This window comes from Microbispora sp. NPDC046973 (assembly GCF_040644495.1).
Classification (GTDB): domain Bacteria; phylum Actinomycetota; class Actinomycetes; order Streptosporangiales; family Streptosporangiaceae; genus Microbispora.
This window is the reverse complement of record NZ_JBEYWQ010000023.1, coordinates 94,329-114,748: the sequence shown is the minus strand read 5'-3', so window position 1 is coordinate 114,748 and position 20,420 is coordinate 94,329. Positions and strand designations below refer to the sequence as shown.

Sequence of the window (20,420 nt, the reverse complement as noted above, 5' to 3'; positions counted from 1 at the left end):
ACCTCGGTTGAAATTTGCATTAAGAACATGGCATTCCTTTGTGCGCTCTGCGCCCGGTACGCCGGCGATTCGATGCGAAGACGCGGACGACCAACGATCCGGCGGCGGAATCACCGCCGGTGAGCTTCCTGCCTGGTGCCTGGCGCGGCACGGAATACACTGCCGCTCGCGCCGGTGACCCCCCATTTCGGACGCGGTAGTGGGAACGCTCCCACGGCAGTGGAGGCTAGGGATGACGGCTTTCGTTCGTCAAGTGTCATGGAAGTTTCTGTCCGTTATTAGCCCCAAGGCGGGGAATGTGAGGATATTGCCGCAGATCACGGACAATGCGGTCGTAATCTCCCAAATTCGCCGTATGGCCAGGGATTGACAGGGCCCCTTACCGCACCTACCCTCCGTGGGAGCGCTCCCAGCCAGGGCGCTCCTGTCAATGGATGCTGGTGCTCCTGCCCATGGATGCTGTGGTGCTCCTGTCCCTGGCAGCGGGGCCCGGCGGCGTCGAGCGCGCCCTCGACCAGAGACGCACCAGGAGCGGACCACCTGTGATCGTCACCGCTGCACCGCCCCGGAGCCCGCGGCATGCCCTCAACGACGGGGACCTCCGCTCACTCCTCCTCATACGGCATTTCGAACGCGCCCTGCTCCGCCTGTTCGAGCAAGGCGTGCTGAGCGGCACCACCCACACCTGCCTCGGGCAGGAGTACGTCCCGGTCGCGATGTCGGCCCTGCTTCGCGACGACGACTTCGTGTTCAGCAACCACCGGGGGCACGGCCACTTCCTCGCCCGCCATCCCGACCCGCACGGCCTGCTCGCCGAGATCATGGGGCGGGAGGGCGCGCTGTGCGGCGGCGTCGGCGGCAGCCAGCACATCTACCACCGCCGTTTCCTGTCCACCGGGGTGCAGGGCGAGAGCCTGCCGGTGGCGACCGGAGTGGCCCTCAAACTGGCCGGCACCGGAGCGCTGGCCTGCGCGTACATCGGAGACGGCACCTGGGGCGAGGGCGCCGTCTACGAAGCGCTGAACATGGCGTCCCTCTGGCGGGTGCCGCTGCTCGTCGTGGTCGAGCACAACGGCATCGCCCAGTCGACCCCCACGTCGGCGCAGATGGCCGGCACGATCGCCGCCCGGGCGGCGGCCTTCGGCGTCCGCCACCACCACGTCACGTCCACCGACGTGGGCGAGATCACGCAGTCCCTCGCCCCGCTGGTCGACGCCGTACGGGCCGAGCCGTCCCCGCTGGTCGTCGAGTTCGCCACACACCGCCTCGGACCGCACAGCAAGGGCGACGACACCCGTCCGCCGGAGGAGATCCGCCGGGCGCGGGAGTCCGACTGGTACGACCGCTACGCCGAGGCCGATCCCGAGCGGTTCGCCCGGTTCGACCGGGAGCAGCGAGAGCTCGTCGAGCGCGTGGTCGCCGAGGTCTCCGCCCGGCCCGACGCCCGGCCGGGGGGAGCGGCGTGACCCGGGTCTCCGAGCACCTCAACCAGGCGCTGCACGATCTCATGGAGTCCGACCCCTCCGTCCACCTGCTGGGCGAGGACGTCAGCGACCCGTACGGCGGCGCGTTCAAGGTCACCCGGGGACTGTCCAGCCGGTTCGGCTCCCGCGTGAGGTCCACGCCGCTGAGCGAGGGCGCGATCGCCGGGGTCGGGGCCGGGCTGGCCCTGGCCGGCGACAAGGCCATCGTCGAGATCATGTTCGCCGACTTCGTGGCGCTGGCGTTCGACCAGATCACCAACTTCGCCGCCAAGTCCACCTCCATGTACGGCAGGCCCGTGCCGGTGCCGCTCGTGGTGCGCTGCCCCACGGGCGGAAACCGCGGTTACGGCCCGACCCACAGCCAGAACCCGCAGAAGCACTTCATCGGCGTGCCGGGCCTGTCCCTGTTCGAGATGACGCCGTTCCACGACGCGGGCGAGCTGTTCGCCCGGATGTTCGGGCTCGGGCGGCCCTGCCTGTTCTTCGAGGACAAGGTCCTGTACACGCGGCAGATGTACCGCACCGACGACCTGTTCCGGTTCGAGCTGGTGGACGACGTGGCACGGGTGCACGTCGACGGCGCGGGCCGGCCCGACTGCACGCTGGTCACCCACGGCGGGCTCGTCCACCGGGCCCTCGACGCCATGCGGGCGCTGCTCCTGGAGGACGACCTGGTCTGCGAGCTGCTGGTGCCCGCCCAGCTCTACCCCGTGCCCCATCTGCCGGGGCTGGAGGACGCGCCGCACGTCTGCGTCGTGGACGACGGCACCGAGGGCGGCACTTGGGCGGCCGAGGTGGCCACGGCGCTCTACCCGCGCCTGTGGGACCGCCTGCGCCGCCCGATCACGTTAATCAACTCGGCGGACGGGGTGATCCCCGCCGCCCCCCATCTGGAACGCGAGGTGCTCGTGCAGGCCGACAGCATCCGGGCCGCGGTGAGGGAGGCGCTGTCGTGACCGACTTCCGGGTGCCGAAGCTCAACAACAACGACACGTCGTACGTCCTGGTCGAGTGGCTGGCCGAGGACGGGCAGGCGGTGCGCGACGGCGAGCCGATCGTGCTGCTGGAGACGTCGAAGGCGACCGAGGAGGTCGAGGCCCCGGCGGACGGCGTCCTGCGGCGGCTGCTCGCCGAGGGGGCCGAGTGCGAGCCGGGGCAGGTGATCGCCCGCCTGCTCGGAAGCGCGGACGAGGCCGCCGGGGAGAGCGCGGGCGAGCCCGCCCGGCAGGCCGCCCAGGAAGCCGCGGACGAGGCCCCGGGCGGGCCGCAGACCCCGGCATCACCCGGCGACGTCTCCGGCGTGGTCGTCACGGCGCCCGCGCGCGAGCTGATCGAGGCGCACGGCATCGCCATGGAGCGGGTGTACGCCCTCGGCCGCAAGGTGATCAGGCGGACCGACGTCGAGGAGCTGCTCGGCGGGCAGGAGCCGTCCTCCTCCCCCGCAGCCACCGACGACGTTCCGGCCGCGAACGACGCGGCCGGGAACACCGCGGGCGGGGACGACGACGCGCAGTGGATCACGCTGTCGCGGGCGCAGCAGCGGACGGCGGAGGTGGTCGAGCGGTCCCTGCGCGAGATCCCGGCGGCCTTCACGGCGATGAACGTCGACGTGACCGAGGTCCTGTCGCTCGCCCGCGACCTCACCCGCCGGCTGCGCACGCTGGTCGGCCTGCCCGAGATGGTGGTGAAGGCGACCGGCGGGCTGCTCGACCGCTTCCCGATGTTCTTCGCGCAGCCCGGCCCCGGCCCGCGCGCGAGAAGGGCCGCCACCGCCGACGTGGGCGTGACGGTCGACGTGGGCCGGGGGCTGTTCATCCCGGTCGTCCGCGACACCGGCAACCGGCCGCTCGCCGAGATCGCCGGCGACCTGGTCGGCTTCCGCAAGACGGCGCTCACCGGGTCGTTCCGGGAACGCGACCTCCAGGGCGGCGCCATCACGCTCACCCTGCACACGCACGACGGCATCGTGTTCGCCGTCCCGATCGTCTTCCCCGGCCAGACGTGCGCGCTGTCGCTGACGGCGCCGCGCTCGGAGGTCGTCCAGGACGGTTCGGGCTTCGCCGTACGCAAGACCGCCACAATAGGCCTCGCATACGACCACCGTTACATCAACGGTCGCGATGCCGCGGAGTTCCTCGGCGAACTCCGCACGGCGCTCGAATCACCCGCGCGTTTCCTCACCGAGAATGGATGAAGCCATGAACTCACCCGCACGGTTTCCGGCCGACTTCGTCTGGGGCGCGTCCACCGCGGCGTACCAGATCGAGGGCGCGACCACGGAGGACGGCCGCGGGCCCTCGGTGTGGGACACGTTCTGCGCGGTCCCCGGCAACGTACGCGACGGCGACAGCGGGGAGCACGCCGCCGACCACTACCACCGCTACAACGAGGACCTCGACCTGATCGCCGATCTGGGCCTGGGCAGCTACCGCTTCTCCATCGCCTGGCCGCGGATCCAGCCGACCGGCTCGGGCAAGCCCAACCAGAAGGGCCTCGACTTCTACCGCCGGCTCGTGGACGGACTGGCCGAACGCGGCGTCCGTCCGATGGCCACGCTCTTCCACTGGGACCTGCCGCAGGAGCTGCAGGACCGAGGGGGCTGGGAGAACAGGGACACGGCCGAGCGCTTCGCCGAGTACGCCGAGATCTGCTTCGACGCCCTGGAGATCAGGGACTGGCTGACGATCAACGAGCCCAAGACCGTGGTCGACTGCGGTTACCGCTTCGGCAGCCACGCGCCGGGCTTCAAGGACGACGCGCGCGCGTTCGTCGCCTGCCACCACCTGCTGCTCGCCCACGGACTCGCCTCGCGGGTGCTGCACGAGCGGCACCCCGGACGCCGCATCGGGCCGGCGCTCAACCTGCACCCCACCTACGCGGCCGACGACACGCCGGAGGCGCGCGAGGCGGCCCACCACCAGGACGGGCTGGAGAACCGGCTCTACCTCGACCCCATCTTCAAGGGCCGTTACCCCGAGGACACGCTGCGCTGGATCTCCGAGCGCGGCCCGATGGCCGACCACATCCTCGACGGGGACCTCGGCGTCATCAGCGAGCCCATCGACGTCCTCGGCGTGCAGTACTACACCCCGGTCTTCGTGGACGGCAAGGGCGAGCGGGTCTTCCTGCACGAGCGGGCCCAGGCCGAGTGGCTGGAGATCTACCCCGAGGGCCTGCACGACGTCCTCGTCCGGGTGCAGCGGGACTACCCGGGCGTGCCGATGGTCATCACCGAGAACGGCCTGGCCACCGTGGACGGGGTCGACGCCGACGGCCGCGTCCGCGACGAGCGGCGGATCGCCTACCTGCGCGACCACCTGCGCGCGACGCTCCGCGCCATGGAGGCCGGCGCGCAGGTCGAGGGCTACCACGTGTGGTCGCTGCTCGACAACTTCGAGTGGGCCGAGGGGTACAGCCAGCGGTTCGGCATCGTGTACGTGGACTACACGACGCAGCAGCGCACTCCCAAAGACAGCGCGCTGTGGTACCGCGACGTCGTGAAGAGCGGCGAGCTGCGCTGACACCCGCGCGGGCCCGCCCGGCCGGCGAACAGCGCCCGATGAAGGCTCCTGATCGACGACACCCGACGAACAGGGCCCGGTGAACAGGGCCCGATAACAGGGGTCCGGCGGGCCCGGTGGGCCGGGCGGTTCTCGCGCCGCGCACCGGGCCGGCGGGCTTCTCGCCGGCGTCCCGGGCCTCTCCCCGGCGCGGGCACCGCCGCGCCGTGCGGCCACCCGGCGACCCGGCGTGCGGGCGGCCGGTCCGTCATTGCGACGGCCGATTTATCCATCGTCGCCGCCCGCGGCGCGCTGCCCGCCGGCCATTCCCACGGCACGGTTCCTGTCCGGCCGGGGCGTATTTCGCGTGCCCCGGCCGTGGTGCGCGGCGGCACGATGACGGCTGCCCGGAGCTGCTGAAACTTTCAGCACGGACTGGTGGGCGCTCGCCCATGCACGTGCATGTCATTACCGGTCTGCGGCAAATCGGTGCCGTTATACCGATCTACACGATAATCCTGAGAATAAGTTGACGCGCCCGCCGAAAAGACTTAACTTTACCCGCGATGGGAGCGCTCCCACGACTCCCCCACCCCGCTTGGATCAAGGGCGATGAGCTGGGATAAAGTCCCTGCATACCGTCAGATGACCCGCTTCTTGACGTCGCGTCAGCGAGAGGACTCCCCCGTGCCCGATTACACGATTGCCGGCGGCGGATACCAGGCCACGATCAGCGAGCGGGGCGGCGCGCTCCGAGTGCTGCGCCACGACGGCCGCGATCTGGTGACGAGCTGGCCGGAAGGCGGGCCGGTCCCCTACTACAGCGGCACCATCCTGGCCCCGTGGCCGAACCGGGTGGTCGGCGGCACGTACGTCTTCGAGGGGCAGCGCCGCCATCTGCCGGTCAACGAGCCCGACCGCGGCCACGCCCTGCACGGCCTCGTCGCCGGGCTCGACTGGAAGTGCGCGGAGCTGCTGTCGGTCGAGGACCACCACGGCCACGTACGGCTGACGCACGTCGTGGAGCCCACCGAGGGCTACCCGCACAGGATCGCCCTGGAGGTGCGGCACTCGGTGTCAGAGGAGGGCCTGTCGACCACGCTCACCGCGCAGAACGTGGGCGAGACGGCGGCGCCGTACGGCTGCGGGCCGCACCCGTGGCTGCTGGCCGGGCCCGACGTCACCGCCTACGAGCTCGGCCTGCCGGCCGGGCGGGTGCTGCTCACCGACGACCTGCTCGCCCCCACCGACCTGGTGGAGGTCGCGGGAACGCCGTACGACTTCAGGACGCCGCGCGTGATCGGGGACACCGCCGTCGACCACGCCTACACGGACGTGACGGAGGGGCGCGTGCGCGTGCTCGGGCCGGAGGGAGGGGTGGAGCTCACCTGGGACCCGGCGGTGCTGCCGTGGGTCCAGATCTGCACCGGCACGGGGCTCGGCCATCGGGGGCTGGCCGTGGAGCCGATGACCTGCCCGCCCGACGCGTTCAACTCGGGCACGGATCTGATCGTTTTGCAGCCGGGGGACAAGCACGAGGCCACGTGGACCATCGCGGTCACCATCGCGTCATTGGAAGGCTGAATGGACAGCAGGACGAAGAGGCGGTTGTCCCCCGCCCAGCTCGACGAGATCACCCGCGACGCGCTGGGCTGCGGGGTGACCTCGTCGGAGGAGCTCACCGACGGCTTCGCGAACGCCGTCTGGCGGCTCGGGCTCGACGACGGACGTCAGGTGGTGCTCAAGCTCGGGCCACCCCCCGACCTGCGGTTGCTGGCCTACGAGCGCCACCTGCTGCGCACCGAGGCGATGGTCTACCACCTCGCCCAGCCCGCGGGGCTGCCGATGCCCGCCCTGCTCAAGGCGTCGTTCGACGACCCGCTGCTGGGCGGCGACTACCTCATCCTGTCCGCGCTGGACGGGGAGCCGTGGAACCGGACGTCGCTCAGCCCCGCGGAGGAGCGTGCGCTGCGGTTCGAACTGGGCCGCCACCTCGCCCGCCTGCACGCCATCCCGGGCACGGGCGTCTTCGGCTACCCGTACGCCGGGCTGACCGGCCGGACGTGGCGGGAGGCGTTCCTCGTCATGGTCGGCGCCCTGCTCGACGACGCGGTCTACTACAACACCCCGCTCCCCGCGACGATCGTCGAGATCGTCGGGCTCGTCCACATGAACGCGCACGTCCTCGACCAGGTCACCACCCCGTCGCTGGTGCACTTCGACATGTGGCCGGGCAACGTGTTCCTGGACGGCGACAAGCGCGTCCAGGCGCTCATCGACCACGAGAGGGCGTTCTGGGGCGACCCGCTCGCCGACTTCGTCACCCCCACCATCTTCGGTGAGCTACGCGAGGACGATCCGTTGCTCGCGGGCTACCGGCAGGCGGCCGGCCCGCTGACGCTGGACCACGCCGCCCGCGTCAGGATCGCCCTCTACCGGGCCTACCTCTACCTGATCATGCTCGTGGAAGACGGCCCGCGGCAGTATCCGGAGGAGGCCTACGCCCCCACCAGGGACATCACCACGCGGTCACTGGCCGCCTGCCTCGACGTGCTGCGCGCGGGGTCCCGGAACCACGCGCACGTCTGAGGTCACGCCTCCAGCGTGAGGGACTGCGAGCCGCATCCGTTGCCGGTGTGCGGCTCGGAGTCGCCGGTCGCGGCGAGGGCCGCGGGCGCTCCCACGGTCAGCGACGCCACGAGGGACAAGACCATCGCCCCGGCCGCGACGCGGGGCAGGTGACTGACACGAGCACTCACAGCGCACTCCAGAAGGCCGACTCCACTGATCACAAAATAGCGGTCCCGCACGCGCTCCGGTAGGCCCACTCTGGCGGCCGGGACCCCCGCGTGAGATGATTTCAGCGGGTGATGAATTATGGAGACGACATGTGTGATCGCGGGCGGCGGGCCCGCGGGGGCCATGCTCGCGCTGCTCCTGGCCCGCGCGGGCGTCGATGTCACTCTGCTGGAGAAGCACGCGGACTTCCTGCGCGACTTCCGCGGTGACACCATCCATCCCTCGACCCTCCAGGTCCTGGACGAGATCGGCCTGGCCGAGGCGTTCCACCGGCTGCCGCACCGCAAGGCGTACACGATGTCCATGCGGACCGACGACGGCGAGGTGCCCATCGCCGACCTGCGGCGCCTGCCGGGCAAGTATCAGTACATCGCCTTCGTCCCGCAGTGGGACTTCCTCGACCTCCTCGTCCGCGAGGCGGGCGCGTATCCCAACTTCCACCTCCTGATGAACGCCAAGGTCGTCGATCTCGTACGGCACGACGGCGCGATCCGCGGGGTGCGCTACCGCGACGAGCGGGGCGAGGAGCACGAGATCCGGGCCGTGCTCACGGTCGCCGCCGACGGCCGGCACTCCGACGTGCGGCGGGCTGCCGGGCTGGCGCCGAGACGCTTCGGCGCGCCGATGGACGCCGTCTGGTTCCGGCTGCCGCGGGCGGAGGGCGATCCCGAGCAGCCGTTCCTGCGGGCGTCGACCGGACGGCTCATGGTCGCCATCAACAGGGAGACCTACTGGCAGCTCGCCTACCTCATCCCGAAGGGCGGCTTCACGGCGCTCGAGGCGAAGGGCGTCGACGCGCTGCGCCACGAGGTGGGACGGCTGCTGCCCTTCCTCGATGGCAGGACCTCCGAGCTGCACGGCTTCGACGAGACCGGCGTGCTCAGCGTCGAGGTGAACCGGCTCACGCGCTGGCACCTGCCCGGGCTGCTGCTGATCGGCGACGCGGCCCACGCGATGTCGCCGGTCTTCGGCGTCGGGATCAACCTCGCGGTGCAGGACGCGGTCGCGGCCGCCAACATCGTCGGGCCGGCGCTGCTGCGCGGCCGGGCCCCCACCGCGGTGCTCGCCAAAGTGGAGCGCCGCAGGAAGGTGCCGACGGCCGTCGTGCAGACCGCGCAGCGGGTGGTGCAGGAACGCCTCATCCGGCCGGCGCTCGCCGGTCCGGTGGCGTCGTTCCCCCCTCTCGCCCGCGTGCCGGTGGTGCGCTCGCTGGTGCCCCGGTTCATCGGGCTCGGCGTGCTGCCCGAGCACGTACGTCTTCCGCTGCGAGAAAAAAGATCTCAGCAAATGGACATGAAGGGGCCCACACGGGACGTGGTGCAATAACCTTGGTTCCCGTGAGCGCAACGAACCTCGACCCCGTGAGCGGCCTGGACACCGGGCGTGCCCTGGACATCTGGCGCGACCTGCCCGCGGCCCAGCAGCCGGACTGGCCGGACCCCGGCGAGCTGGACAAGGTCGTCGCGGAGCTGGCGTCCCTGCCCCCGCTGGTGTTCGCCGGCGAGTGCGACCAGCTCAAGGAGAGCATGGCCGCCGTGGCGCGCGGGGAGGCGTTCGTCCTGCAGGGCGGCGACTGCGCCGAGACCTTCGCGGGCGCGACGGCCGAGAACGTGCGCAACAAGCTCAAGACGCTGCTGCAGATGGCGATCGTGCTGACCTACGCCGGCCGGGTGCCGGTCGTGAAGATCGGCAGGCTCGCCGGGCAGTTCGCCAAGCCGCGTTCCAAGCCCACGGAGATCCGCGACGGCGTCGAGCTTCCGGCCTACCGGGGCGACATGGTGAACGGCTTCGACTTCACCGCCGAGGCGCGCCGTCCCGACCCCAACCGGCTGCTGCGCGCCTACCACTCCTCGGCCGTCACGCTGAACCTCGCGCGGGCCTTCACCAAGGGCGGCTACGCCGACCTGCGCCAGGTCCACGCGTGGAACCAGGACTTCGTCGCGGAGTCCCCCGCGGGGCGGCGCTACGAGCAGCTCGCGCGGGAGATCGACCAGGCGCTCTCGTTCATGCGGGCCTGCGGGGCCGATCCCGAGGAGTTCCACACCGTGGAGTTCTACTCCTCCCACGAGGCCCTGATCCTCGACTACGACCGGGCGCTCACCCGGATCGACTCGCGCACGGGCCTGCCGTACGACGTGTCGGCGCACATGGTGTGGATCGGCGAGCGCACCCGGCAGCTCGACGGCGCGCACGTCGAGTTCTTCAGCCGCATCCGCAACCCGATCGGCGTGAAGCTCGGCCCGACGACCACGCCCGAAGAGGCCATCGCGCTGATCGACAAGCTCAACCCGGACAACGAGCCCGGTCGGCTCACCTTCATCACCCGGATGGGCGCCGGCAAGGTCCGCGACGCGCTGCCGACGCTGGTGGAGAAGGTCAACGCGAGCGGCGCCACCGTGGCCTGGGTGTGCGACCCGATGCACGGCAACACCTTCGAGGCGCCGAGCGGCCACAAGACCCGCCGGCTCGACGACGTGCTGAACGAGGTCGCGGGCTTCTTCGAGGTGCACCACGCGCTCGGCACCCACCCCGGCGGCATCCACATCGAGTTCACCGGCGACGACGTGACCGAGTGCGTGGGCGGCGGGCACGCGATCGTGGAGGAGGACCTGGCGCTGCGGTACGAGACCGCGTGCGACCCCCGTCTCAACCGCGGCCAGTCGCTCGACCTCGCCTTCCGCGTCGCGGAGATGTACCGGTCGAGCTGATCCGCACCAGGCCCGGCTGGGCCGCCAGGTCCGCTGCCGGGTCCGCCGGCCCGGCCGTCTGAATCCGCCGTCGCCCTCCGATCACTCGGACGGGGTGACGGCGGTTTCCGTTTGGGCGGGGCCCGTTCCGTTTGCGGGCACAGCCCGTTCCGTTTGCGGGCACCGGCCCGACGCCTCAGGAGTTCTTGGCCTCCGCCTCGATCTGGGCGCGGATGGCGTCCATGTCGAGCGCGCGCAGCTGCCGGATCAGGTCATCGAGCGCCGGCGCCGGAAGGGCGCCCGGCTGGGCGAACACCACGATGCCGTCACGGATCGCCATGATCGTCGGAATCGCGGTGATCTCGAAGCCCTCCGACAGTGCCGGCTGCGCCTCGGTGTCGATCTTGCCGAAGGTGATGTCCTTGTGCTCCTCGGACGCCTTTTCGAAGATCGGCGCGAAAGACCGGCAGGGGCCGCACCAGGATGCCCAGAAATCGAGCAGTACGATGCCGTTGTCGGCGATGTCGTTGAAGTTCTTCTCGGTTACCTCGATGGTCGCCACGGGCGACTCCTTTCGCTCGGTCTTCAGCGGGCATAACCAGCCGGACAATCCCAGCATTCCATTTCGCGATGAGCCTCGTGTGATTGGGCAGGAGACCTCCTTGACCTAGAAGGAGCACCCGGATGACGACTCATGCCGTACGGCCGACCGACTTGACGGGTCAGAGGGGCACCGGCGCGCGGATCGCCTCATGGTTGTCGAGCACGGACCACAAGGTGATCGGCAACCTCTACATGATCACCTCCTTCTTCTTCTTCCTGGTCGGCGGCCTGGAAGCCATGGTCATCCGGGCGGAGCTCTTCGAGCCGGGCATGCAGTTCGTCACGTTGCAGCAGTACAACATGTTGTTCACGCTGCACGGCAGCGTCATGCTGCTGCTGTTCGCGACACCGTTGTTCGCCGGGTTCGCCAACGCGGTGATGCCCCTGCAGATCGGCGCGCCCGACGTGGCCTTCCCCCGGCTCAACATGGCCAGCTACTGGCTGTTCCTGTTCGGCGGCGTGATGGTGCTGGTGGCGTCGCTCACGGGCGGCGCTCCGACGTTCGGCTGGACGGCCTACACGCCGCTGTCGGCCGCGCCGTTCACCCCGCAGCTCGGCGGGGACCTGTGGATCATGGGCCTGGCGCTGTCCGGCCTCGGGACGATCCTCGGCTCCGTCAACTTCATCACGACGATCATGTGCATGCGCGCCCCGGGCATGACGATGTTCCGGATGCCGATCTTCACGTGGAACGTGTTCTTCACCTCGATCCTCGTGCTGCTGGCCTTCCCGGTGCTCGCCGCCGCGCTGCTGGCGCTGGAGATCGACCGCAAGACCGGCGCGCACATCTACGACCCGCAGACCGGCGGCCCGCTCCTGTGGCAGCACCTGTTCTGGTTCTTCGGCCATCCGGAGGTCTACATCATCGCGCTGCCGTTCTTCGGCATCGTCACCGAGGTGATCCCGGTCTTCAGCCGCAAGCCGCTGTTCGGGTACGTCGGGATGGTCGGCGCGACGATCGCGATCACCGCGCTGTCGGTCACCGTGTGGGCGCACCACATGTTCGCCACCGGCCGGGTGCTGCTGCCGTTCTTCTCGCTGATGACGTTCCTGATCGCCGTGCCCACCGGGGTGAAGTTCTTCAACTGGACCGGCACGATGTGGCGAGGTCATCTCTCGTTCGAGACGCCGATGCTGTGGTCGGTGGGCTTCCTCGTGACGTTCCTGCTCGGCGGCCTGACCGGGGTGATCCTGGCGTCGCCCCCGCTGGACTTCCACGTGACCGACAGCTACTTCGTGGTCGCCCACTTCCACTACGTGGTGTTCGGCACGGTGGTGTTCGCCATGTTCTCCGGCTTCTACTTCTGGTGGCCGAAGTTCACCGGGAGGATGCTCGACGAGCGGCTCGGGAAGATCCACTTCTGGATGCTGTTCATCGGGTTCCACCTGACGTTCCTCATCCAGCACTGGCTCGGCGCGCAGGGCATGCCGCGCCGGTACGGCGACTACGCGGCCAGCGACGGCTTCACCTGGATGCACCAGGTGTCGAGCGTGGGGGCGTTCCTGCTCGGGCTGTCCACCCTGCCGTTCCTCTACAACATCTGGTGGACCGTACGGCACGGGGAGAAGGTGACGGTGAACGACCCGTGGGGCCACGCCAACTCGCTGGAGTGGACGACGTCCTGCCCGCCGCCGCGCCACAACTTCGTGTCGATCCCGCCGATCCGCTCCGAGCGGCCCGCCTTCGACCTGCGCTATCCGCGCCTGGGCGGCAAGCCGGGCGAGCCGCCGGAGACCAAGCGGGACTTCGTCGATCCCAACGCCTGACGGACAGGAAGGGGCCCCCGTCGCCGGGGGCCCCTTCGCGTGCGGATCGTCAGCCCTTGCCGCCGGGCAGGTTCAGCCCGATCAGCAGCGGGTCGTGGTCGGAGGAGCGGAACGCGTCGGGCCGGTAGAGGCTCGGCGGGTTGTACTCCAGGTTGTAGTCGAGGATGCGCGACTCGTCGGCGTTGACGTGCCAGATGGTCGCCCCGGTCACCCGCTTGACCAGCTGCTTGCCGGCCATCGCGTGGTCCAGCTCGCCCGACAGCCCGCCGAACAGGTAGCTGTAGCGCTGGGCGGCGGGGACGAACCGCTTGGACAGGCTGGTCAGGCCGCCCGTCTCCAGGGTGTGGATCGGGTCCTCCTCGCCGTAGGCGTTGAGGTCGCCGATCACCAGCGGGTTCGGCAGGTCCATCGAGTCGATGAGGCCGAGCACGGCCTTGGCCTGCCGCACGCGCTCGGCGTTGTAGCAGCTCTGCCCGTCGCCCTGGTCGCTGTCGCCGCCGGTGGCCTCCTCGTCACAGCCCTTGGACTTGAAGTGGTTGACGAGCAGCGTGAAGGGCTGGCCGCCGCCCACTCGGCGGAAGGTCTGGATCAGCGGCGGCCGCCGGAAGACGGGGTCGGTGGACGACCGCGTCTCCCCGACGGGGGTCAGCTTCGCCGGCTTGTAGATCGCGGCGACGTGGATGGCGTCGGTGCCCGGGTAGGGGTGGGTCAGGGCGGCGTACGTGCCCGCGCCCACCTCGGCGTTCAGGGCGTCGACCAGCGCCTCGACGGCGGTCTGCCCGTTGTTCTCGACCTCCATGAGCCCGACGACGTCGGCGTCGAGGCCCTTGAGCGTGGCGACGATCTTCTTGAGCTGCCGCTGCTGCTCCTCGGCGGTGTCGGCGCCGCGCGAGCCGAGCGTCGTGAACCAGTTGAGCGTGTTGAGGCTCGCGACGCGGACGTTCCCGCCGACCGGCAGCGGCGCCGGCAGCCGGGGGTTGGTCCGCAGGAAGGTGATCTGCTTGGTCGGCTCCAGCCGGTAGGCCCCGAAGCCGTAGCTCAGCACGCCGGTGACGCCCAGCGCGGTGTCGCCGAGGCGGACGACCTGCGGCGTCGTGTAGGGGATCGTCGCCGGGTTCTCGGTGTTCGAGCCGTCGTCGACGAGCAGCGACCTGCGGGCGTCCAGGGCGGGGTCCACCCCCTCCCGGTCGGTCGGCTGGAACAGCCTGCCGCCGGCGGCGACCGTCACCTCGCCGTACCGGCCGAGGTTGTAGTGGTCGGTCACGGTCAGCGGCTCGGGGAAGGTCACGAGCACGTTCTCGTACGGCTCGAAGGTGGCGCCGTCGGCCCGCGGCAGGTCGTAGGCCTTCGGGGTGATCGTCCCGGTGCCGCAGACGTCCACCGCCGTGACCGGGGACAGCTCGGTGAGCCCGTTGAACTCGGTGACCCTGCCGGTGACGAGCACCCGGTCGCCGGCCTTGACATCCTTGAACGACGCCCGGGCGAACGCGAACAGGCCGTCGGAGGTGGCCGGGTCCGCGTCGGGCGTCGGGTCCTGGAAGTAGAAGCCGCTCTGCTGGCCGGTCTGCTGGAAGTCGCCGGTCACGATTCCCTCGACCCGGACGGTCTGCCCTGCGAGCGGGGAGGCGGCGCCGCTGCCCTGGACCTCGGCGATCTGCCGGTTCGCCGGCACGTCGCACGGGTCGGCGGAGGGAGTGGGCGACGGCGTCGGCGAGGCGGAGGGCGACACGGACGGCGAGACCGACGGCGATGCCGAGGGCGACGCGGAGGGGGTCGCGGAAGGGGTCGCGGACGGCGACGGCGAGGCGACGCCGCAGGGAGCCGGGGGCGTCGCCGTGTTGCGCGGCGCGGGCGTGCCCGCGGCGAAGTCGGCGGCGTTGTCGTCGGTGTCGGCACAGCCGCCGCCGGCGCGCACCGCGGCGGTGGAGTTGCTCAGGCCCGGGGCCGCCGCCGAGCCCTCGAAGTAGTTGGCCGTGCCGTACCCGACGAGGTCGGCGATCTGGGCGGTCTGCTCCGGTGTGCAGGGAGAGGAGCCGCCGTTGCAGGCCAGGCCGGTGGTCGAGCGGACCAGGGCGACCTTGCCGGCCGTGGCGCTCAGGCTGAGAGTGCCGACGGTGTCGGCGGCCGGCAGCGTACCGCTCGGCGTCGTTCCGGCGGACAGCTGGACCAGGTGATATCCGCCGGGGGCGAGCGAGCCCGACAGGTCCTGCTTCTGGGAGCCGAACTGGCCGGTCCCGGTGGCACTCGTGTACTGAAGGGACCAGCCGTCCAGCGAGATCGTGGCGGTGCCACGGTTGAACAGTTCGACGTAGTCGTTGGTGTAGGGGGCGCCGGAGTTGCCGCCGCCTCCGTACACCTGGCTGATCACCACGGCGCCCGGCTCGGCCGAGGCGGGCGCCGGCGACGCGACCGTGACGCCGGCGGTCAGGAGACCGGCGGCCGCGAGCGCGGCGACCGCGCGGAAGCCGCGTCTCGTGTCGCGGCCACCGAGGTGGTCATCGGGACAGGCCCGGGATAGAGCACGCATGCCCCGGACTTTAGGGGTAGACCACCGCGGCACCAGGACCATTAAGTGTCTTTATCACAAACTTGTATGAATTTGCCGATTACCTGACGTCGCAAACGTAGGCGTACTGCCCTTGCGCGTCGCGGTCCGGGATGGATCGGTCCTATCCGGTCAGCAGTGGACGACGGCCACCGGGCAGGTGACCGCGTCGATCAGCGGCCGGGTGACCGACCCGAGCCTGCCGAGCATCCCCCGGGCGCGGGTCGCGCCGACGACCAGCATGGTCGCGCCGGGTGAGGTGTCGGCCAGCACGTCGAGCACGGGCCCCTCGACCGGCTGGAGCAGGGTGTGCACGTCCGGATAGCGCGCGCGCCAGGGCTCCAGGGCGGATTCCAGGGCCTGGACGGCCTCCCTGCCGGGGACGTCGGACATCACCATGGGCGCCATGCCCGCGCTCCAGGCGGCGGCCGGGTAGCGCCAGGCGTGCACCGCGATCAGCGGCAGCCCGCGCAGGGCGGCCTCGTGGTAGGCGAAGGCGAGGACGTGGTCGTCGCCGCCGCCGACGCCGACGACGACGGGTCCGGGGTGCCTGCGATGCGGCAGCGGCCCCGTGCCGCGGACCACGATCACCGGGCAGTGGGCGTGCGTCGCGACGTGCCCCGCGACCGACCCCATCACGCGGCGGGCCGCGCCGCTCAGGCCGCGCGATCCCACGACGACGAGGCCGGCCGTCTCCGACAGCGCGACGAGCCGATCGGAGGCCGGCCCCTCGAACAGGTCCTCTCGCACGCGGACGCCGCTCGTGCACTGCCGGGCGCATTCCGCGCCGTGCCACAGCACGTGCTCGGCCGCGTGGTGCAGCGACTTGCGCGCCTCCTCGTCGCCCGCGTCGTACGGCGACTGCCAGGCGTGGCAGACGGTGATGGGCGAGTCCCTGAACTCGGCCTCGTCCATCGCCCAGTCGAGCGCCTGCATGGCGAAATCGGAGCCGTCGTACCCGACGACGATGCCCGGGTCGGCTGCTGGGCCGTCGGCTGGGCGGTTGGGGTCCATGCCCTCATGCTCCGCCCGGGCCGTACGGTCCGGCAGGGCGGAAAGTCCCGAGACCGGGAGGACATCCGGCCCCTGGCGTAGGTCGCGTCAGGACCGGCTGCCCGCCAGCACTCCGGGACGCCGGTCGTGCTCCATGCCGGGCAGCACGACGACGACCGGGCACCTGGCCCGCAGCAGGCAGGCGGACACGACCGGATTGAGCACGGGGTAAGGCTCCGACTCGGCCTCGTGCGCGCCCAGCACCAGCAGGTCGGCGCCCTCGGTCGCGCGCAGCAGGACCTGCGCCGGCGAACCTTCGACGACGACCGGTTCGACGTGGCGCTCGCCGAGTTCGGCGACGGCCTGGGCGGCGACGTCGAGGGCGGTCTTGTGCTCGTCCTCCCGTGAGGTGCGGCTCGCGATCGGCGCGTAGTGGGCGTGCAGCCCGCCCGTCCACTCCCAGGCGTACACCGCCTCGACCCGCGCACCGCGCAGCGAACCCTCGGCGGCGGCCCACCTCAATGCGGCCTGCGACGCCATCGACCCGTTGATGCCCACCACGATCTTCGGCTGGTTCACGTCCCGCCTCGCTCTCCGCTCTCAGTCTCGCCGACCAGGGTTAACAGGGTGTTGCCGCGGCGAAACGGTCAGAAGACACCGCCCACGAGCATCCCTGTACCCAGGAACACCGCCGGTACCTCTCGCCTCACCAGGGGCAGGCCATGTTTTGGGGGGCCGGGTCGCACCTGAGGACAGGGTATCTGCGAACCGGAGCGGTGCCGCTCCCGCCCTTTGCCGATCCGGAGGCGCTCGCCGGCCTTCTCGTTACCCGCTCCCCATTCTCAAGGACAGCGCACGGCGGCCCGGAGCGGCAGTGCCGTACGGCACGGGTCGTGCGGGACCTTCGGTCCCAGGTCAGGGATCACCCTGATGCGCCCCCGGGTGCCCCGGCCGTACGCTTGCCGCAGACCGGGGAGGAACGATGGGGAACGCGGGTCCGATCGACGAGTACGTCGCGTCGATGCGCCGTGCGCTGCGGGGCCCGGGCGGGGCCAGGCGCGACCTGCTGGCCGAGGCGCGCGACAGCCTGCTCGACGCGGCCGAGGCGTACGAGGACGAGGGTCTCCCCCGGGCCGAGGCCGAACGGCTGGCGGTCGCCGACTTCGGGACCGTGCCCGAGGTCGCGCCGGGCTTCCAGGGGGAGCTGACGGTGAGCCAGGGCCGCCGCACGGCCGCGCTGCTGTTCCTCAGCGTGCCGCTCATCGCGTTCATGTGGGCGGTGATCTGGCGGGTCTTCCCCGAGAGCCCGCATGTCGACGAGATCAAACCGGTGTGGTTCGGGCTGTTGGCCAGGACGGTGGATCTCCTCCAGCTCAGCGTGGGCGTGATGGGCGGCGTCGCGCTGCTCGCGTTCGGCCGCTGGGCGCGGCACATCCGCCGGCCCGCGCGGCTCACCCGGTGGCTGGGGTTGTTCGTCTGGATCCAGACGCCGCTGATCGGGGCGATGGGCCTGATGCTGGCGGCGGCCGCCCACGGCCCTGTGGGGTTCAGCGACTACCTTCCCGGGCTGGCCGTGTCCGCGGTCAGCTACGCGCTCAGCGTGTGGCAGCTGTACAGCGCCGCGCACTGCCTGCGGTGCACCAGGGCGGTCTCCGCGCTGAGCGCGGCGAATCTCAGCGCAGCGGATCGAGAACGCTCCCTATCGCGGTCGTGAACGACCGCCAGGCCGACCGCTCCCCCGCCAGGGCCTTGCGCCCGGTGTCGGTGAGGCGGTAGGTCCGCCGTTTGCGCCCCCCGTCGGAGGCCCACTCGCCGGCGAGCAGCCCGGCCCGCTCCAGCCTGCGCAGCGCGGGGTAGACCGTGCCCGTCGGCACGTCGAGTGCGCCGCCGCTGCGCTCACGCAGCGCCTCGATGATCGCGTAGCCGTGCAGCGGCTCGCGCTCCAGCACGGAGAGCAGCAGGGCGTCCATATGGCCCCGGAGCGCATCGGCGTTCACGCCCGCAGCCTATCCCGGTTCTTCACGCCTCCAGTGTATATGTAGGCTGTCTATATGTAGGCAGTCTACGTATAGGACGCCAAGGAGAGACCAATGGACGTCGTCGGCCTCGCTCGGCTGCAGTTCGCCGTGACCGGAAGCCTCCACTTCCTGTTCGTCGTGCTCACGCTCGGGCTGGCCCCACTGGTGGCGATCATGCACACTCGGTACGCCATCGGCGGGAATCCCCTGCACGAGCGGATGACCCGCTTCTGGGGACAGATCTACGTGATCAACTACGCGCTCGGCATCGTCACCGGGCTCGTGATGGAGTTCCAGTTCGGGCTGAGCTGGAGCGGGCTTTCGCACTACGCGGGCGACGTGTTCGGCGCGCCGCTGGCCATGGAGACGCTGCTGGCCTTCTTCCTGGAGTCCACGTTCCTCGGCCTGTGGATCTTCGGCTGGCACCGGCTGCCGCGCGGGCTCCACGTGGCCTGCATCTGGCTGGTGACGCTGACGGCGTACGCCTCGGCGCTGTTCATCATGGTCGCCAACTCCTTCCTGCAGAACCCGGTGGGCTCGGCAGAGGTGGGCGGGCGGCTCGTGCTGCGCGACTTCGGGGCGCTGCTCACCAACCCGACCCTCGTCTTCGCACTCCCCCACGTGCTGAGCGCCGGGTTGTGGACCGGCGGGTTCGTCGTGATGGGCGCCAGCGCCTACCACCTGTTCCGGCGCACCCCCGAGCGGGAGTTCTTCACCCGCTCCCTGCGCATCGGCGTGCTGACCGCCTTCGTCGGGTCGCTGTTCACCGTCGGGTTCGGCTACGCCCAGTTCGGGCCGGTCGGCGACGTCCAGCCGGACAAGTTCCACGGAGCGATCCCCGGCACCGCGCTCGGGCTGATGATCACGATCGGGCAGCTCGTCCAGTTCGCCGTGATGTTCGTGCTGACGCCGCTGCTCATCCGCGACCTGCTGGCCCGCTGGCGCTGGCTGCACCCGCTCCTCATGATCATGACCCCGCTGCCGTTCGTCGCGGCGATCGCCGGCTGGATGGTCCGTGAGGTCGGCCGCCAGCCCTGGCTGGTGTACGGCAAGCTCTCCGTGGCCGACGCCCTCACCCCCGGGCTGACCCGCGCGGACATCACCGCCTCCTTCGCGGGTTTCGCGGGCGTGCTCGGGCTGCTCGCCCTCGTCGACTACGTCCTCATCGCCCGTGCCGTACGGCGCGGCCCCGGACAGGTCGCGCTCGGCGCCGCGGACCTTCCCGTCACCGCCGAGCCCGTCCCCACCCACTCGCTGTAGAGGACACGCTCCCCATGGACATCTTCTGGTTCCTGACGTTCGCCGTGCTGCTGGCCGGCTACTTCGCCCTGGAGGGCTTCGACATCGGGCTCGGCGTGCTGCTGCCCGTGCTGGCCCGCTCCCCCGCCGCCCGCGACCGCCTCGTCGGGGCGATGGCCCCGTTCGTGCTCGCCAACGAGGTGTGGCTGGTCGCGCTCGCCGGCGTGCTGTTCGGCGCGTTCCCGGTGCTGGAGGGCCAGGCGCTGAGCCGCCTGTATCCCCTCGTCGTCGCCCTGCTGCTGGCGTGGATCGTGCGCGACGCGGGGCTGTGGTTCCGCCGCAGGGCCGGCGGCGCCGCCTGGCGGCTGGCGTGGGACGGCGCGCTGTGGGCGGGCTCGGCGGGGCTGGCGCTCGCCTGGGGCGCGATCCTGGTGGCCGTCGCGCGCGGCCTGCCCGCCTCGCCCTTCGACGTGCCGGGCGTCGCGGGAGGAGTGGCGCTGCTCGCGCTGCTCGCCTGGCACGGGCACACCTTCGCGGCCTGGCGCCTGCAGGACGGCCCGCGCGGGAGCGGGCGGGCGCTGCTGGTGTCGGCCTGCGCCGCCGCCGCGCCCGCGGTCCTGGTCATGGCGGCCGTGGCCGCCCCCATGCTCCGCAACGCCGCCCCGGATCAGACACTGACTGTGCTCAGTGTCATGGTGGTCCCGGTCGCCCCGATCCTCGTGGGCGCGCAAGTATGGGTGTGGCGCACCTTCTCCAGGGGCGCGCTGCCGACGTTCTTCTGATTG

The 20,420-nt window shown here is 71.0% G+C and carries 18 protein-coding genes; 12 read left to right on the top strand and 6 right to left on the bottom strand.

The window, feature by feature from the left end; genetic code table 11:
* Window positions 1–434 precede the first annotated feature (434 nt).
* From ABZ860_RS32530 to ABZ860_RS32505, 6 genes are all read left to right on the top strand, one after another.
* Window positions 435–1,466, top strand: a complete 1,032-nt coding sequence (locus ABZ860_RS32530; protein ID WP_357227479.1) for a thiamine pyrophosphate-dependent dehydrogenase E1 component subunit alpha — start codon at window positions 435–437, stop codon at window positions 1,464–1,466.
* The gene (locus tag ABZ860_RS32525; RefSeq protein WP_357227476.1) at window positions 1,463–2,440 is read left to right on the top strand and encodes a transketolase C-terminal domain-containing protein; all 978 of its coding nucleotides are present in this window, start codon (window positions 1,463–1,465) and stop codon (window positions 2,438–2,440) included. Before ABZ860_RS32530 ends, ABZ860_RS32525 begins: the two co-directional genes overlap by 4 nt.
* Complete coding sequence (locus ABZ860_RS32520; protein ID WP_357227473.1) at window positions 2,437–3,678, top strand: 2-oxo acid dehydrogenase subunit E2; 1,242 nt, start codon at window positions 2,437–2,439, stop codon at window positions 3,676–3,678. Before ABZ860_RS32525 ends, ABZ860_RS32520 begins: the two co-directional genes overlap by 4 nt.
* Before the next feature lie 4 nt (window positions 3,679–3,682).
* Window positions 3,683–5,005: a GH1 family beta-glucosidase gene (locus ABZ860_RS32515; RefSeq protein ID WP_357227471.1), complete on the top strand. Its 1,323-nt coding sequence runs from the start codon at window positions 3,683–3,685 to the stop codon at window positions 5,003–5,005.
* Window positions 5,006–5,671: 666 nt separating this feature from the next.
* Window positions 5,672–6,568 carry an aldose 1-epimerase family protein gene (locus ABZ860_RS32510; protein ID WP_357227469.1) on the top strand — a complete coding sequence of 299 codons (897 nt, stop codon included), beginning with the start codon at window positions 5,672–5,674 and terminating at the stop codon, window positions 6,566–6,568.
* Window positions 6,569–7,573 carry an aminoglycoside phosphotransferase family protein gene (locus ABZ860_RS32505; RefSeq protein ID WP_357227467.1) on the top strand — a complete coding sequence of 335 codons (1,005 nt, stop codon included), beginning with the start codon at window positions 6,569–6,571 and terminating at the stop codon, window positions 7,571–7,573. It begins immediately after the preceding gene.
* 2 nt (window positions 7,574–7,575) lie between these two features.
* On the opposite strand, the gene ABZ860_RS32500 is transcribed toward ABZ860_RS32505, so the two are convergent.
* The gene (locus ABZ860_RS32500) at window positions 7,576–7,743 is read right to left on the bottom strand and encodes a hypothetical protein (RefSeq protein ID WP_161627906.1); all 168 of its coding nucleotides are present in this window, start codon (window positions 7,741–7,743) and stop codon (window positions 7,576–7,578) included.
* Between the two features lie 118 nt (window positions 7,744–7,861).
* Between ABZ860_RS32500 and ABZ860_RS32495 the strand changes: the two genes are divergently transcribed.
* Both ABZ860_RS32495 and ABZ860_RS32490 read left to right on the top strand, forming a co-directional pair.
* Complete coding sequence (locus tag ABZ860_RS32495; protein WP_357227464.1) at window positions 7,862–9,109, top strand: FAD-dependent oxidoreductase; 1,248 nt, start codon at window positions 7,862–7,864, stop codon at window positions 9,107–9,109.
* Between the two features lie 44 nt (window positions 9,110–9,153).
* Window positions 9,154–10,491 (top strand): class II 3-deoxy-7-phosphoheptulonate synthase, encoded by a 1,338-nt coding sequence (locus tag ABZ860_RS32490; protein ID WP_357227519.1) that lies wholly within the window; start codon window positions 9,154–9,156, stop codon window positions 10,489–10,491.
* Between the two features lie 175 nt (window positions 10,492–10,666).
* Here ABZ860_RS32490 and ABZ860_RS32485 read toward each other — a convergent pair whose 3' ends face one another.
* Entirely contained in the window at window positions 10,667–11,032 is a 366-nt protein-coding gene (locus tag ABZ860_RS32485; RefSeq protein WP_079314506.1) for a thioredoxin domain-containing protein, read from the bottom strand.
* Between the two features lie 122 nt (window positions 11,033–11,154).
* On the opposite strand from ABZ860_RS32485, the gene ctaD reads away from it, so the two are divergent.
* Window positions 11,155–12,840 (top strand): cytochrome c oxidase subunit I, encoded by a 1,686-nt coding sequence (ctaD, locus tag ABZ860_RS32480; RefSeq protein WP_357227461.1) that lies wholly within the window; start codon window positions 11,155–11,157, stop codon window positions 12,838–12,840.
* Window positions 12,841–12,889: 49 nt separating this feature from the next.
* Here the strand turns inward: ctaD and ABZ860_RS32475 are convergent, their stop codons facing one another.
* From ABZ860_RS32475 to ABZ860_RS32465, 3 genes are all read right to left on the bottom strand, one after another.
* Window positions 12,890–15,367 (bottom strand): ExeM/NucH family extracellular endonuclease, encoded by a 2,478-nt coding sequence (locus ABZ860_RS32475; protein WP_357227458.1) that lies wholly within the window; start codon window positions 15,365–15,367, stop codon window positions 12,890–12,892.
* Window positions 15,368–15,517: 150 nt separating this feature from the next.
* Window positions 15,518–16,399: a universal stress protein gene (locus ABZ860_RS32470; RefSeq protein ID WP_357227455.1), complete on the bottom strand. Its 882-nt coding sequence runs from the start codon at window positions 16,397–16,399 to the stop codon at window positions 15,518–15,520.
* 87 nt (window positions 16,400–16,486) lie between these two features.
* Window positions 16,487–16,957, bottom strand: a complete 471-nt coding sequence (locus ABZ860_RS32465) for a universal stress protein (protein WP_357227452.1) — start codon at window positions 16,955–16,957, stop codon at window positions 16,487–16,489.
* 403 nt (window positions 16,958–17,360) lie between these two features.
* Here ABZ860_RS32465 and ABZ860_RS32460 point away from each other — a divergent pair, with 403 nt between their 5' ends.
* The gene (locus ABZ860_RS32460; protein WP_357227449.1) at window positions 17,361–18,092 is read left to right on the top strand and encodes a permease prefix domain 1-containing protein; all 732 of its coding nucleotides are present in this window, start codon (window positions 17,361–17,363) and stop codon (window positions 18,090–18,092) included.
* On the opposite strand, the gene ABZ860_RS32455 is transcribed toward ABZ860_RS32460, so the two are convergent.
* Window positions 18,052–18,375 (bottom strand): helix-turn-helix transcriptional regulator, encoded by a 324-nt coding sequence (locus ABZ860_RS32455; RefSeq protein ID WP_357227446.1) that lies wholly within the window; start codon window positions 18,373–18,375, stop codon window positions 18,052–18,054. The two genes, ABZ860_RS32460 and ABZ860_RS32455, sit on opposite strands and share 41 nt — an antisense overlap.
* A gap of 93 nt (window positions 18,376–18,468) precedes the next feature.
* On the opposite strand from ABZ860_RS32455, the gene ABZ860_RS32450 reads away from it, so the two are divergent.
* The gene (locus ABZ860_RS32450) at window positions 18,469–19,656 is read left to right on the top strand and encodes a cytochrome ubiquinol oxidase subunit I (RefSeq protein ID WP_357227443.1); all 1,188 of its coding nucleotides are present in this window, start codon (window positions 18,469–18,471) and stop codon (window positions 19,654–19,656) included.
* 14 nt (window positions 19,657–19,670) lie between these two features.
* Window positions 19,671–20,417, top strand: coding sequence for a cytochrome d ubiquinol oxidase subunit II (locus ABZ860_RS32445; protein ID WP_357227440.1), 747 nt, complete (start codon window positions 19,671–19,673; stop codon window positions 20,415–20,417).
* The last annotated feature ends 3 nt before the right edge of the window (window positions 20,418–20,420 follow it).